Source organism: Geomonas silvestris (genome assembly GCF_014193515.1).
Lineage (GTDB): Bacteria > Desulfobacterota > Desulfuromonadia > Geobacterales > Geobacteraceae > Geomonas > Geomonas silvestris.
Genome location: NZ_BLXX01000001.1, coordinates 72,288 through 86,028, shown reverse-complemented (window position 1 = coordinate 86,028; position 13,741 = coordinate 72,288). Strand labels below are relative to the sequence as shown.

Sequence of the window (13,741 nt, the reverse complement as noted above, 5' to 3'; positions counted from 1 at the left end):
AGAGTCCTCGTAGTGCCGAGCAGCGATCGGCTACGAAGCGGCCCCCCTGACACCTCTTGGCGAGGGGAGATGGATCAGTCGGGCGGCTTTCCGGGAATTTCGTCTAAAGGGGAGGCTACCCCTTCTTCGTGTAGAGCCCCACCAGTTGCGCCACCGCGATGATGTGGTCCTCCATCGCGTCTGCCAGGGCCTCGCGGTTCGAGTTCCCGGAGATGTCGAGGGTGGCGTTTAGCGCGTAGAGCATGAAGTGGTAGTGGTGGGTTCCGGAAGGGGGGCAGGGACCCCCGTAGCTGTTGTGTCCCCAGCTGTTCCTGCCGCAGACCGTCTCCCTCAGTTCGGCGTTCTCCTCAATCCGCTCTTGGCGCGGGCTTATGTTCCAGACCATCCAGTGGGTGAAGGTGCCGTGCGGGGCGTCCGGGTCGTCGATCACCAGGGCGAGCGACTTGGTGCCGGGTGGGACATAGGCCAGGGCGAGGGGCGGGTTCACGTTGTCGCCGTCGCAGGTGTACTTCTCGGGAATCGCTTCTCCGTCCTTAAAGGCGGGGCTGGTCAGTCGCATCTCCTGTTGTTCTTTCATGTGGTACCCCCTTGTGGGCCCGGCCCCGGCTCGCGGGGCTGCCGCCGTTTGTGTGTTATTCGGATTCCTGCCAGTCTTGGCCGATCGCCGAGAGGAACTCGGCCCGGTTCCAGGTGGTCATGCAGCTGGGGCGCGCGGGATTGGGTTCGCACAGGTAGACTTCGTGTCCGGGATAGCCGGTGATCTTCATCCCGCAGGAGCGCAAAAGCGCCTCGACACAGGCGTGGTTCAGGATCCACCAGTTGGTGGGGTCGCCGGCGAAACGGTGCTCGATAAAGGCCGCCTTGGGCCACCCTTCGTGCAACAGTGCGTCGCGTTCGTTAATCCAGTGGTCCAGTTGGTCGGCAACTTCGCGCCCTGGCATGGTGAGGGTCTGGAACACCATGAGCCTTTTCACCCGCTGGGTCACGATGTCCAGTCCCAGGAGGGGGTAGCGCAGATGGTAGAGCACCCCCATGAAGAGCACCAGGTCGAAGCTCTCCTCTTCCCGGGCGAGGTCGTAGACCTGCTGGCGCCTGAACTCCACCCGGGACTGCAGGCCGAACTCCCCGGCCACCCAGCGCGCCTGCTTCAGGTAGCGCTCGTCCACGTCGATGCCGACCACCTGGGCCCCGCGCTTGGCCAGTTCGAAGCTGTAAAACCCCGCGTTGCACCCTACGTCCAGGGCGCGCCAGCCGGAAAGGTCTGCCGGCATGTGCCCGGCGATCTCCTGCCACTTGAAGTTCGGGAAGTCGCCCAGGTAGTGGTCCGGTGCGGTCTGGCGCCCATCCGGAAAGTGCAGGTTGTGGAACCAGGGGCCGAGCGCTGCGATGGTCGGGTCGGGGTGGTTGGTCATAGGGAAATCTTCCGGGGTCAGTAGCTGAAAGCGGCGCGGATCAGGTACTCCTCCAATTCGGCCGCCCGGTGCGCCGCGGTGTGGGAGGAAAGCACCCTGGCGCGAGCCTTCTCGCCGAGCTCCCGGCGCGCCGTTTCCGGGAGGTCGCGAAGGTAGCGCAGGACGTCGGCGGGTCCGTCGGCCACCAGGAGCTCGTTACCCGGGGCGAAGAAGCTCTCCAGCCCCTCCCAGCGGTCGCTGATCACCGGGACAGCGCAGGCGGCCGCCTCGAAGAGCCGCACGCTCGGGGAGTACCCGGCGCGGACCATCTCGGCGCGGGTGACGTTCAGGGTGAAACGCTGGGAGCAGTAAAAGCCGCGGTGCTCCCGGGGGGCCAGGTGCTCGATGCGGTGGGTGTTCCGGGGCCAGGAGATGGCTGTCGGGTACTGCGGCCCCGCCACCACGAAGCGTCCCTGGGGCCAGTCCCGGGCCGGGGCGCAGAGGAGCCGCTCGAGAGGGGGCTGGCGGTCCGGGCTGTAGGTCCCCAGGTAACCGAGGTCCCAGCGCGGTTCGGCCTCGGGGTCCGGGTAGTGCAGTTCGGGGTCCACGCTGCAGTACAGCGGGCGCGCGGCCGGCGCTCCGTAGCGGTCCTCGATCTCGCGCAAGGTGGGGCCGCCGGTAAAGGAGAGGTAGAGCTGGTACCGGGGGATCAGCTCCGGGCGGAGGTACTGGCAGGTGCCGGCAGCCAGGTTGGCCAAGGTCACCGGGGTGTCGATGTCGTAGAAGGCGACCGGCACCCCCTTGAGCCCGGTGACCCGCTCGCCCGCCTCGATACCGTCGGGGACGTAGGAGCCGATGATCACCCAGTCCGCCCCGGCGATCTCGTAGGCGTAGGTGGCGAAGCAGTCGTCGATCGAGTCGTACAGGATGGTCCGGCAGTAGGGGGGGGCGGGGAGGTCGCGGTTGGCGGCGTACCACGGGGCCTGCCGTTCGAAGAAGGTCACCTGGTGGCCGCGCCGCTCCAGTTCGCGCACCAGCCCGCGGTAGGTGGTGGCGTGCCCGTTGCCCCACGAGGAGGTTATGGTCAGGCCGAAGATGACCAGCTTCATGGGGCAACCCCCGCGAGTGCGGGTGCCTTGTCTCGGGCGATCCCCAGGATCTCCTCGAACTGCCGCGCGCGGTGCGCGTAGGTGTGCTGGGCGCTTACCCGGTGGTAGGCGTTCACGCCGATGGCTGCGCAGCGCTCGCGGGTGAGTTCCCCAAGCAGCCGCGCCACCGCCTCGCCGGAATCGGCCACCAGGATCTCCCGTCCCGGGGCGAAGAACTGCTCGATTCCGGTCCAGCAGTCCGTGATGATGCAGGCTCCGGCACCCGCCGCCTCGAAGACCCGGGTCGCCGGTGAGAAGCCGTTCTCCGCCATGGAGTCACGGCAGATATTGAGGACGGCCCCGGCGCTGCAGTTGAAGGCGTTGTGCTCGGCGGTCCCCAGGTGCCCCAGGTACCGGACGTTGGGCGGGAGCTCCTTGTCCCCCCAGCCGCTCCCCGCCAGGAGGAAATCCCCGCCCGGGAAGAGCCTGGCGGCCTTCAGGAAGTACTCCTCGACCCGCGCCTCGCGGTCCGGCAAACGGTTCCCCAGGAAGGAGAGCTGGGACCTGAAACGCGGCCGGGGCGCCACCGGGTGGTGCGTCGCGGGGTCCAGGGCGTTGTAGATAGGGACGCAGTCCCGCGCTCCCAGGGCCCGGTAGCGCTCTACCACCGGAAGCCCGCCGCCGTAGGTCAGTACCAGGTCGTACTTCGGGATCAGGGGGCGGAAGGGGTCCTGCGGGTTGCGGCGCACCCGCTCCAGGGTGGCCGGGGCGTCCACGTCCCAGAAGATCACCTGGGTGCCGGGGCGCTTCAGGGAGAGCACCTCCCGCTCCAGCACCTCGTCGAAGACCCCCACCCCGCTCGCCTTGATCACCAGGTCGGCCCGGGCGGCGCGCGACAGGGAGCGGTGCACGTCGTCCAGGGTGGGGCGGTACACCACCACGCTCGCCCACTCGGGATCCGGCATGTCGCGGTGCGACTGGCGCTCGTAGGCGTCGGGCTCGAAAAAGGTGATGCGGTGTCCCAGGTCGTTGAGGGCCTTCACCATGCCGCGGTAGTAGGTGGCGGCACCGTTCCAGTACGAGGAAACCAGGCTTGAGGCAAAAAAGGCGATGTCGAGGCGCACGGACATGTCGGTTGCTTCCTTTCTTGGTGAAATCGAGCTGCAGCAGCTTCAGGACCGGGCCGTGGAGCGGCGCAGTCAGCGGTCTCCGTTTAACACCTCGCGGGGCACCTGCCGGAGGAGTTCGTCCCCTGGCGGCTCGGGCAACGGTTGGGGGTGCCTGTTCAGGGGGATCCCGGCGTCGCAGGGGTGCCGCTCCAAAAGCCCCGCGGCGATGGCGAGCAGCTCGTCTACCCGGTGCGCACAGGTGTGCCGCGCCAATACGGTCTGGCGCCCATGCTCGGCGAGTGCCGCCGCGCCGCTTGGGTCGGCGAGCAGCTTTTCCAGCTGCACCACCATCTCCTCGCCGTTGACCGCGACCAGGTAGTCGCTTCCCGGGGTGAAGAGGTGTTCGCAGTCGTCCCAGGGGGAGCAGACCAGCGGGATGCCGCAGGCCAGTGCCTCGAAGGGGCGGATGGTCGGTATCCCCGGGAGCTTGGTTGCGTAGGGGCGGCGGGGGATGTGTACGGTGACCCGGTAGCGGCCGAAGATCCTGGGAACCTCGAAGTTGGGGAGCCAGCCGCCGTAGCGGATGCCGGCCTGCTTCAGGGCACGCAGGGCCTGGTCCGGGTAGCGCACCCCGTAGACCATCGCCTTGAGCCCCAGGCGGCGCACCGGTTCGATCAGAAATTCGCGCAGTTCCTCGCTGCGCTCCTCGTCCCCCCAGTTGCCGATCCAGACCAGGTCCCCGGTTTTCTCCAGCGCCGGCTGCGGGTAGAAGACCCGGGCGTCGGCGGCCTCGTGCCAGACCCACGCCTCGCGGACCCTCCCCGAGGCGAGGTAGAGGTTCCTGAGCTTCCTGCCGTAGGCCAGCACCCCGTCGTAGCCGGTGAGGTCGCAGTTGGCGCTCCATGCGCGGTCGGTGACGCTGCGGTGGTGGGTGTCGTGGAACAAGAGCCGGTAGTGCGGGTGCTTCTTGCGGTGCTCTCCCAGGCGCCTGACCAGGGCGAGGTCGTTCCACTCGTGCACCAGGACCAGATCCACCCCGGAGAGCACCCGGTCCAGGTCGAGGCGCTCCGCCTGGTAGGTCCGCCCCTCGAGCTGCGGGTAGACCTCCTTGAAGCGGCGCAGCGCAGGTTCGCCGTGGTCGCGCATCATGTTCTGGTAGCTCCAGCTGTCCTTGGGCTCGTACACCTCCACCCGGTGGCCGCGGCTCAACAGTTCGCTCACCACCCCCCTTAGGAAGTGGGCGTTGCCGTGGTTCCAGTCCGAAAGCAGCGAGTGGTAAAACATCACAAGATGCATGGCTTTACCTTTTCCCCCGCCGGGGGCGGAGACTGGTGGAAATGGGCCGCTGCAGCCGAGTAGGCCTCCAGGTACTGGGCGGCCATCACGGTCGGGCTGAAACGCTCGCTGCGGCGCTGCGCCTTCTGGGCCAGGGAGGTGCGCAGGTTATGGTCCGAGCAGACCAGCTTGAGGGTCTGGGAGAGGGCCCCCAGGCCGTCGGGGGGGACGAAGAGGGCCGCCTCGTCCCAAAGTTCCCTGAGGCTTTGGATGTCCCCGAGCACCAGGGCGCAGCCGCAAAGTGCGGCCTCCAGGACCGAAAGGCCGAACGGCTCGTAGCGTGCGGGGAGGACGTAGATCGCGCTCCGCTCGAACCAGCCGGCCAGCTGGTGTGGCGAGAGTTTCCCCAACAGGGTGACGTTGTCGAGTTCGGCGCTGCCGCCGTCTGGGTGTACCTGGTCTCCGGCCACGTAGACCGGCCAGGGGAGGTAGGGGGCCACCCCGGCCAGCGCGGCCAGGTTTTTCGCCTCGTCCCAGACGCGCCCCACGGAGAGGAGGTAGGCCTCCTTGGCGACCGGGAAGTAGAGGTCCGGGCAGCGCGCGTTGTGGATCACCCGAACCCTGGGAAGCGCCAGGTAGTGGGACTGCAGCGCCTGGAGCATGGCGAGGGTGGGCGCCGTGACCAGGTCCGCTGCCGCGAGCCCCTGCGCCACCTCCTGCCGGTAGCGCCGAAAGCGCCCGGGGAGTTCGCTCTGCTTTACGTCGGCCCACCAGGAGAGTACGCAGGAGTGGGCGGTGACCAGCCGCGGGGTGCTCCAGGGGAGGGCGGCGTGCACGTAACCGTTCAGGTGCACCAGGTCGGGGCGCAGACGGTCCTCGAGGGACAACAGCCAGGAGCCCGCGTGGTGCACGTCGTCCCAGGGGGCCTCCATCCACTCGAGCTGGTAGGCGCTCTCGAAGAGGGTCACGTTGGGGAGGCCGGCGGCCTCGCGGCGCTGCTCGGGGGAGGGGAGCGGCCCCATGGTGGCCAGGAGCACCTCGATGCCGTAGGGGAGATAGCCCCGGGCGAGCTCGAGGGCGAAGGTCCAGACCCCGCCGACGGTATCGGCAGTCATCAGCACCCTGCGCGGCAGCGTCAAGCTGACCTCGCCCGCCCCCCCCTCGCTCACGCGGGTTTCCCGTGCAGGCCGGGCTCCCGGGCCTGGCGGTAGGCCGCCTCCAGGGCTTGGGCCACGTCGACCAGGCGCTCAGCCCGCGGGTTGAAACCGCCGCCGTCCGCGATCTCCCGCGCCCAGGCGATGGCGGCGCGCCCGCCCCAGTCGTCGGGGGGGGCCGCCAGGGGCTCGCGGGAGGTGCCGCGGAAGCGCTCCGCGGCGAAGTCGTAGAAGGAACCCTCGACGTTTCTGAATGAGGCCCCGCCTGCCGTACCGTAGAAGCTCGCCTCGATGACCGCGTCCCGACCGGCGGGGAGGTTCCAGGAACAGGCGACCCGCACCAGCTGTCCGCTGGCCAGGCGGTAGGAGGCGACCGCGAAGTCCTCAACAGCCCCCGCCACTCGGTGCAGCTGCACCCCTTTGGAGTAGAGGGCGCTCGTTACGCTGCAGACGTGGGGAAAGTCGAAGAGCCAGAGCGCCAGGTCGACCAGGTGGCTCCCCAGATCCATGAGGCACCCACCGCCCGAGAGCTGGCGGTCGAAAAACCAGGCCTTGTCCGGGCCGTAGGCGTTGTGGAAGACGAGGTCCGCGGCGTAGATCTCCCCGAGCTCCCCGGAGCGGACCAGCTGGTGGATCTTCTGCATCCCGTCGGTGAAGCGGTAGGAGAAATCGACGCTGAGTGCCCGGTTGGCGCGCCGTGCCGCCGCCACCACCTGCTTGGTCTCCAGGGCCGAGATGGCAAGCGGCTTCTGGCAGAAGACCGCCACCCCCCGGTCCAGGATCCGGATCGCCTGCTCGGCGTGCCCCGCGCTGGGGGTTGCGATCACCACCCCGTCCAGGTCGAGGGCGAGCAGCTCGTCGAGGGTGGCGACCTGGCGCGCCTGGGGCACCAGGGCCCCGGCCGCCGCGGCGTTCTCCGGCGCGGTGTCGGCGATGGCCGCCACCTCGACGGTCTCCGAACTGATAAGGGCCCGCATGCGGTGCCGGCCGATCCAGCCCACCCCGAGAAAGCCCAGTCGCGGCCTTGCGCCGCGCGATTGTACCGGTGCGCTCATAGCCTGATCACCCCCTTGATGAAGCCGTCGGGACGCTGTTCCAGGGTGCGGTAGGCGAGCGCCACCTGGTCCAGGTCGAACTGGTGCGTGATCAGGCCGGCAAGGCTTAATTGCCCCGCCGCGACCGCCTGGATCGCCTCCTGGATCCCCTCCAGGTAACAGCGGGGGTCCCGCTCGTGCGCGTTGATCACGTCGATCCCCTTCCAGTTCCAAAGCTGCAGGTTGACCTGGCGCGGGCCGTCCTGGTGGAAGCCGGCGATGACCACCTTGCCCCGTTCCCGCACCAGCTCCCCGGCGAGGTCGAGCGGCCACTGGTGCCCGGTCGCCTCGAGCACCCGGTCGCAGCCGACGCCGCCGGACAGCTCGCGGACCCGGTCCAGCACCCGCTGGTGGTCGTCCATCGGGATGGTCTCGGCGGCACCGCAAGCCCGTGCCAGGTCGAGCGCGAAGGGACGCCGGGAAAGCGCCAGCACCCGCGCGCCGCGCCGTGCCGCAAGCGCCGTGAAGATGAGCCCTAGAAAACCGGTGCCGACCACCGCGACGGTCTGGCCGGCGCTCACCTCGGCACGCCGGAAGACGTTCATGGCGCAGCCAACCGATTCCCCCGGGAAGGGGAGGGGGTCGAGACCGGCGGGGAGCTTCAGCGTCGCTCCGGCCTGGGCCCGGTCGTATTCGGCATAGGCGTGGTAGGAGAGAAAGGTGACCCGGTCGCCCACCTCGAAACCGCGCACTCCGGCACCCAGGGCATGCACCCGGCCCCACCCCTCGTGCCCCGGAGCCCCCGGGGGGGCGGGGTAGTTGAACCAGGATCTCCCCTGCCAAAGCGGCAGGTTGGAGGCGCAGACCCCGCACCCCTCGAGCCTGACCACGAGTTCCCCCGGCTCCGGGTCGGGGGCCGGGGTGCGGACGACTTCCGCCTGTTCTGGGCCGACGATCATCGCTGCTTTCATGCGTTTCCTTTCGCGAGCACTAAAGGGTGCTCTGGGGGTAGTTTTGCTGCCAGCACCTGCGGGAGGGCTTGCGTGGCGGGGCGAGCTGGCTTAGCCAGTCGTAGAGGCGGCTCACCCCTTCGATGACCGTGTGGCGGGGGCGCCAGCCGCTTACCTCGCTGAACTTGCGGATGTCTGAGACGTAGTACTTCTGGTCTCCCAGGCGCCAGTCGCCGTAGTCGATGGCCGGGAGGTCCCCTTTTAAGGCCTGCAAGAGCTCGAGGAGCTCGAGGAGGGTGAGGGTGTGCTGGGGGCCGCCGCCGATGTTGAAGGCCTGGCCCGAGATGCCCGGTAGGAGGTCGCGGGCGCGCAAAAGGGCGTCCACCAGGTCTTCCACGAAGAGGACGTCGCGGATCTGGCAGCCGTCGCCGTAGATGGTAATGGGCTGGCCGCTCAGGGTGCGCAGGGCGAAGTGGGCGACCCACCCCTGGTCCTCGCTGCCGAACTGGTGCGGGCCGTAGATGCAGCTCATCCGGAACACTGCGGCGGGGAGGCCGAAGCTGCGGGCGTAGTCGATGACGTACTGGTCGACGCATCCCTTGGAGCAGCCGTAGGGGCTGTGGAAGTCGAGCGGGGTCGCCTCGCAGAGGCCGTAGTCGCGCAGCCGGGGATCGACCGGCTGGTAGCGGTGTCCGACGCGCTCCAGGGCGATGTTCTGCATCCCGCCGTAGACCTTGTTGGTGGAGGTGAAGATCAGGGGAGGGGGCTCGGGGGCTTTGCGTATCGCCTCCAGGAGCGAGATGGCACCGTTCGCGTTGATGTCGAAGTCGACGCCGGGATGCTTCACGCTGGTGGTGACCGCCACCTGGGCTGCGAAATGAAAGACCTGCTTTGCCTCGCGCACCGCCTGGCCCAACTGGAAGGCGTTGCGGATGTCGGCCAGGCGCGCCTCCACCAGGGCACCGTATTTCTCTTTGAGCCCGAGCAGGTTGCGTTCCACCCCGGGTCGGGAGAGGTTGTCGTAGATGATGACCCGCTCCCCCTCGGAAAGCAGACGGTGGGCCAGGTTGGTGCCGATGAACCCGGCCCCGCCGGTGATCAGGGTCGCCTTGTCGCGGAAAGAGGGGGCAGGGCGGGGGGCGCTCTTGGTGGCCAGCACGCTGTTAAGCAGCGGCACTCCTCCCTGCTCCAGGAGCCGGAACAAGAGCTTCGGGGTGCCGTCGGCACGGCGCAGGCCGAAGAAGTACTCCCGGTCGTCCAGGTGGAAGCGGTTTACCGCGGCAAGCATGGGATCCAGGTCGTCGATGCCGTACCAGTAGACCCGGTCCGCGGGGGCCTTCAGGAAGTCGAGGAACACCTCGATCTGCTTGCGCTCGTCGTGCTGCCAGGTGGAGAAGCCGGCCTCGGTGACCCAGATCTCGCAGGGACTGCCGTGGCTGGTGAGCACCTCGCGCACCGAGTCGATGTTCCAGTGCCACCCTTTCCAGGTGTAGTCGAAGATGTCGGGGAACCCGTGGATGCCGACCACGTCGATGTGTTCCATCACCCCCAGGTCGAACATCCGGCAGAGCCAGTGCGCGTCGATCGGGCTCATCCCCCCCAGGACCGTCTTCTTGCCGCGCTGTTTGGCCCAGTAGGCGGCGCCGCCGATCATCTCGCCGAAAATGGTCCAGTGCGGGTCGAGGGTCCAGTCCCATTCGCTCAGGTTGTTGGGTTCGTTCCAGAGCTCGACGTACTCGAAGTACTCGCCGTAGCGGCTTATGAAGACGTCGATGAAGTCGGCGTAGTCCTTCGGGTGCACCGGCGGCGCCGAGGTCTTCTGCTCCAGCCCGATGGAGGGGGGGGTGTAGAGGAAGCAGGGGAGGAGCTCCAGCTCGCGTCCCAGCCGGGGGATCAGCCACTGGTACCAGGCGTCTCCCTCCGGGGTGTAGAGGTCGGCCCAGGAGACGCCGGTCCTCAGGCGCCGGATCCCGAGCTGGGCGAGATCCTCGAGCGCCCGCTCCACCCTGTCGTACTCGCCCGGGCGAAACCACTCCACTACCCCCAGGTGCTGAGGCAACTGTGCCGACGACGACTCTTTCACGATGCGCTCCTCGCTCATATGGTAAGCCCCCGGGCCCGAAGCTCGGCGTGCGCCTGCGTCAGGTTGTCTGGTGCGCTCTGCCCGGCAAGCCATTCGGCCAACTCGAGGACTCCCTGCTCGAAGGCGATCCTTGGCTGGTATCCAAGCTGCTGGCTGGCCTCGCTTATGTCGGCAAAGCAGTGGCGGATGTCGCCGGCCCGGTAGGTGCCGGTTACCTCGGGCTCGATATCGGGGCGGTTCAGCACCCGGGCGAGCGAGAGGGCGATCTCGTAGACCGTGAAGCGCCGCCCGGATCCGATGTTGAAGACCTGGTCCTTGGTCTGCCGGGCCTCGAGCGCCAAGCGCCCGGCAGCCGCCACGTCGTACACGCTCACGAAATCGCGCTGCTGGCGGCCGTCCTCGAAGAGGGTGGGGGGCTTGCCGTTCAAAAGGCGCGCGGCGAAGATGGCCAGGACCCCGGTGTAGGGGTTGGCGAGGGCCTGGCGCGGCCCGTAGACGTTGAAGAGGCGCAGGGCCAGCACCGGGACCCGGTAGGCCGAGCCGAAGATGAGGCACATCCGTTCCTGGTCGTACTTGGAAAGGGCGTAGATGGAGGCGAGCGAAGGTACCTTAAGCTCCGGGGTGGGAACCGGGGTGAGCACCTCGTCCTTTGCCCCGCGCAACTCCCAGGCGCCCCCCTGCAGTTGTTCCAGGGTGCGCTGCGGCGGGTTGTGCAGGTTCCCCGCGGCGTCGCGGCAAAGCCCCTCGCCGTAGATGCTCATGCTGGAGGCGACCACCAGTCTCTCGACGCCGCCGCAGGAGGCGAGCGCCTCCAGAAGGACCGCGGTCCCGTAGTTGTTGGTGGAGGTGTACTTCTCGATCTCGTACATGCTCTGGCCCACCCCGACCATGGCGGCCAGGTGGAACACCGCGTCGACCCCCTTGAGGGCCTGGCAGACCAGCTCCTTGTTGCGCACGTCTCCCTTAATGAGCTCGACTTCCGGCGCAAGGTAGGCCGGGCGGCGCGCCTCTGGCCCATGAATCTGCGGCAGCAACAGGTCTAATGCCCGGACCTCGTAACCGTGCCGGAGCAGTTCGTCGGCAAGGTGGGAGCCGATAAACCCTGCTCCTCCGGTGATCAGCACGCGTCGTCCCATACCAGCCCTTCCTCCAGTTTTTTGGCAGAAAGATAGAAAATGCTAATGAAGACTTTCCTATGGTAGCAGGTCGCATCGTACTGTCAAATATTTTTCTCCGGACTAGCTTTGAGGTGGGGAGGGCTGGCAGATGGCAGGCAGTTACTGCTGGAAGGCGCTCCTTAAAGGGGGGCTGAACTCACTAGCGGCTGCCGTTCTCAGAGAGGAAGCTGGGGAAGGGAGCGGTTTGACTTGACCGCGCGCCCCTGTGCCTGTCCCGGGCTTTGCCGCACAAAAAAAGAGCCTGAACCAGCCGGTCCAGGCCCCCTTTTTGTCATTGTGCGCGGCCTACCGTTACTACCGGTGGTGAGCCTGGCCCTGTTTACCCTGGCTGCGCCCCTTCGTGGTCGATTCCTTGCTGGTCGACTCCTTGCCGCTGGTGCGGTGCGGCTCTTTTCCGTAGGACTTCATGACGTCGGCCATGCTTTCGTAGTCACGTTCTTCCATATTTTGGATCAGGTCCATCACATCCTTCTCGGCCTGATTTTTTTTGGCGTGTTGGATGAGGTCCTTCTTCTGGGCCGGGAAGTCGATCCCTTTGAGAAACCGGGTTACGTTGGCCGGGGACTGTCCGCTCCCTCTTCCGCTTGCTGTTGCCATGACGGTACCTCCTTGGTTGCGAGTACGCTTCTGACTTCAGTCTAGGACAGTGAAAAACGATTTACAATCCGGAATTGACCCAGGTGGCGAGCAGCAGTGCGGCGGAGCCGAGCAGGAACCAGATCACGTAGTCGCCCACGTAGCCGCTGTGGAGTGTGCGCAGCACCCTCAGCACCCCCTGGAAGAACTGCTTGTAAGGGCGCTGCAGCCAGGCCGGCAAGGGGAGGCCGAACAGCGCCAGCAGGGCCGCTGCCAGGGCCGCCGCGCCGGAAAGGAGTCCCTTCTGCCATTCCAGCTGCGGCAGCGGCAAGGGGGTGACTGCGCCCGCCCGGCCGGCGAGTACCGCGAGGCGGTACCCCTCGCTGTGACAGAACCGGGCGCTTGCCAGGAGCACCCGGCGCGATAGTTCCTCAAAAGCTCCCGTGCCGAGCGCCGCCGCAAAGAGGAGGCAAAGCGGGAGCGCCATTACGAAGGGGGTCCGGTCCAGCGCTTTCGCCGTCTCCGGGAGTTCCTGGTCCCCGGTGGCCGGCGCGCAGGCCGACAGGAAATTGGGGGAGCCCGCGCCGTAGAAGATCCCCAGCCCGGCGCGCAGCACGGCGGCGCCGGTCAGCGCCGAGCTTATTAGGAGCACCGGGGTGACCAGCGGGTAGCCGAGGGCCTCGGCGCGCTGTTCGATGAGCGCCTTGCCGACCCAAGTGCCAAACGGAGGGACGCCGGCCAGAACCAGCCCCCCCAGGCAGAAGAGCGGGCCGGTAAGCCAGAGTTCTCTACCGCGGCCACGGAGTTGGTCCTCGTCCACCGATTTGAGCCGGTGCAGGACGATCCCGGTCGCGATAAAGAGCCCCCCCTTCACGAAACCGTGGCCGAAAAGGTACAGGAAAAAACCGCCGAGTGCCCCGGGGTCGGCGAGGGCGAAGGCGGCGAGCATCATCCCGGAATGGCTCACCGTGGAGTAGGCCAAAAGGCGCTTCAGGTGGCGCTGCACGAAGGCCATGCCGGCACCCAGAAGTGCGGTGGCGAGCCCCAGGGAGAGAAAGAGCGTCCCCATCCAGGAGACCGCTTCCTGGTCCGCCAGGAGGGTCCAATAGCAGCGCGCCACGGCGTAGATCCCGAGTTCGACCATGATGCCGGAGAAGAGGAGCGAGGCCGGAGTGGGGGCCACCGCATGGGCGTCGGGAAGCCAGAAGTGGAAGGGGATCACCGCAGCCTTCACCAAAAAACCGATGCAGAGCAACATGAAGGCGGCCTGCAGGGTGAGATCGGCCCCTTGGCTCGCGCACTGGGTGCCGATCCAGGCGAGGTTCAACCCTCCGGTCCTGGAGTAGATCATCCCCAGCCCCAGGAGGACCAGGAAGGCGCCGATGCTGTTCAACACGGCGAAGTTGAGCGCCCCCTCCAGGGGGCCGGTGTCCTCGATCTTGTACCCGGTGAGCGCGTAGGCCGCGACCCCCATCAGCTCGAAGAACACGAAGAGGTTGAAGAGGTCGCCGGTGAGGCAAAAACCCTGCATCGAGCCGAGGAAGAGGAGCATGAGGCAGTGGTAGTGGCTGCCGATGCTCCTGAAGTAGTGCCAGGAGAAGATGAGGCCCAAAAGGGTGAGGAGTGCGGCGAAGCCCGCCAGCCCCGCCGCGGCGGGGTCGATGGCGAAGGCGATCCCGAGCGGAAAGCCGTTTCGGGGGAGCCACCCCCCGAACCAGTAGACCAGGGTCTTCTCGAAGGAGAGCCCGACGAGCTTCAGGTCGATCGCCAAGACCGTGCCGACCGTGCCGAGCCCCAACAGGTCGAGCAGGCGGTGCTTGCCGGGGAGTTTCTCGACCAGGACCGACAGCGCCGCCATGATGAGCGGGATCACCACGGGAAGGGGGGCGAGCTGTTCCATGGG

Annotated in this window: 12 protein-coding genes; all 12 read right to left on the bottom strand. The window is 67.4% G+C overall.

Features of this window, described 5'->3' with window-relative positions; all coding sequences use genetic code 11:
* Positions 1–115 precede the first annotated feature (115 nt).
* Positions 116–577, bottom strand: coding sequence for a YbhB/YbcL family Raf kinase inhibitor-like protein (locus GMST_RS00360; protein WP_198424522.1), 462 nt, complete (start codon positions 575–577; stop codon positions 116–118).
* A gap of 55 nt (positions 578–632) precedes the next feature.
* Positions 633–1,412, bottom strand: coding sequence for a TIGR04290 family methyltransferase (locus GMST_RS00355; protein ID WP_183352552.1), 780 nt, complete (start codon positions 1,410–1,412; stop codon positions 633–635).
* 17 nt (positions 1,413–1,429) lie between these two features.
* Positions 1,430–2,500, bottom strand: coding sequence for a CgeB family protein (locus GMST_RS00350; protein ID WP_183352550.1), 1,071 nt, complete (start codon positions 2,498–2,500; stop codon positions 1,430–1,432).
* Positions 2,497–3,609: a CgeB family protein gene (locus GMST_RS00345; RefSeq protein WP_183352548.1), complete on the bottom strand. Its 1,113-nt coding sequence runs from the start codon at positions 3,607–3,609 to the stop codon at positions 2,497–2,499. Before GMST_RS00345 ends, GMST_RS00350 begins: the two co-directional genes overlap by 4 nt.
* A gap of 69 nt (positions 3,610–3,678) precedes the next feature.
* On the bottom strand, positions 3,679–4,884 hold the full coding sequence (locus GMST_RS00340) for a CgeB family protein (protein ID WP_183352545.1): 1,206 nt from the start codon (positions 4,882–4,884) through the stop codon (positions 3,679–3,681).
* A complete protein-coding gene (locus tag GMST_RS00335; protein ID WP_246399121.1) occupies positions 4,872–6,032 on the bottom strand; it encodes a glycosyltransferase family 4 protein in 1,161 nt (386 codons plus the stop codon). The genes GMST_RS00340 and GMST_RS00335 overlap by 13 nt, the downstream gene beginning before the upstream one ends.
* Positions 6,029–7,072 carry a Gfo/Idh/MocA family protein gene (locus GMST_RS00330; protein WP_183352543.1) on the bottom strand — a complete coding sequence of 348 codons (1,044 nt, stop codon included), beginning with the start codon at positions 7,070–7,072 and terminating at the stop codon, positions 6,029–6,031. The genes GMST_RS00335 and GMST_RS00330 overlap by 4 nt, the downstream gene beginning before the upstream one ends.
* Complete coding sequence (locus tag GMST_RS00325) at positions 7,069–8,022, bottom strand: MDR/zinc-dependent alcohol dehydrogenase-like family protein (RefSeq protein WP_183352541.1); 954 nt, start codon at positions 8,020–8,022, stop codon at positions 7,069–7,071. Before GMST_RS00325 ends, GMST_RS00330 begins: the two co-directional genes overlap by 4 nt.
* A 19-nt stretch (positions 8,023–8,041) precedes the next feature.
* Positions 8,042–10,102: an NAD-dependent epimerase/dehydratase family protein gene (locus GMST_RS00320; RefSeq protein ID WP_183352539.1), complete on the bottom strand. Its 2,061-nt coding sequence runs from the start codon at positions 10,100–10,102 to the stop codon at positions 8,042–8,044.
* The gene (locus tag GMST_RS00315; RefSeq protein ID WP_183352537.1) at positions 10,099–11,220 is read right to left on the bottom strand and encodes an NAD-dependent epimerase/dehydratase family protein; all 1,122 of its coding nucleotides are present in this window, start codon (positions 11,218–11,220) and stop codon (positions 10,099–10,101) included. The genes GMST_RS00320 and GMST_RS00315 overlap by 4 nt, the downstream gene beginning before the upstream one ends.
* 336 nt (positions 11,221–11,556) lie before the next feature.
* Entirely contained in the window at positions 11,557–11,859 is a 303-nt protein-coding gene (locus tag GMST_RS00310; protein WP_183352535.1) for a DUF2795 domain-containing protein, read from the bottom strand.
* Between the two features lie 61 nt (positions 11,860–11,920).
* Positions 11,921–13,738 (bottom strand): complex I subunit 5 family protein, encoded by a 1,818-nt coding sequence (locus GMST_RS00305; protein WP_183352533.1) that lies wholly within the window; start codon positions 13,736–13,738, stop codon positions 11,921–11,923.
* Positions 13,739–13,741 lie beyond the last annotated feature (3 nt).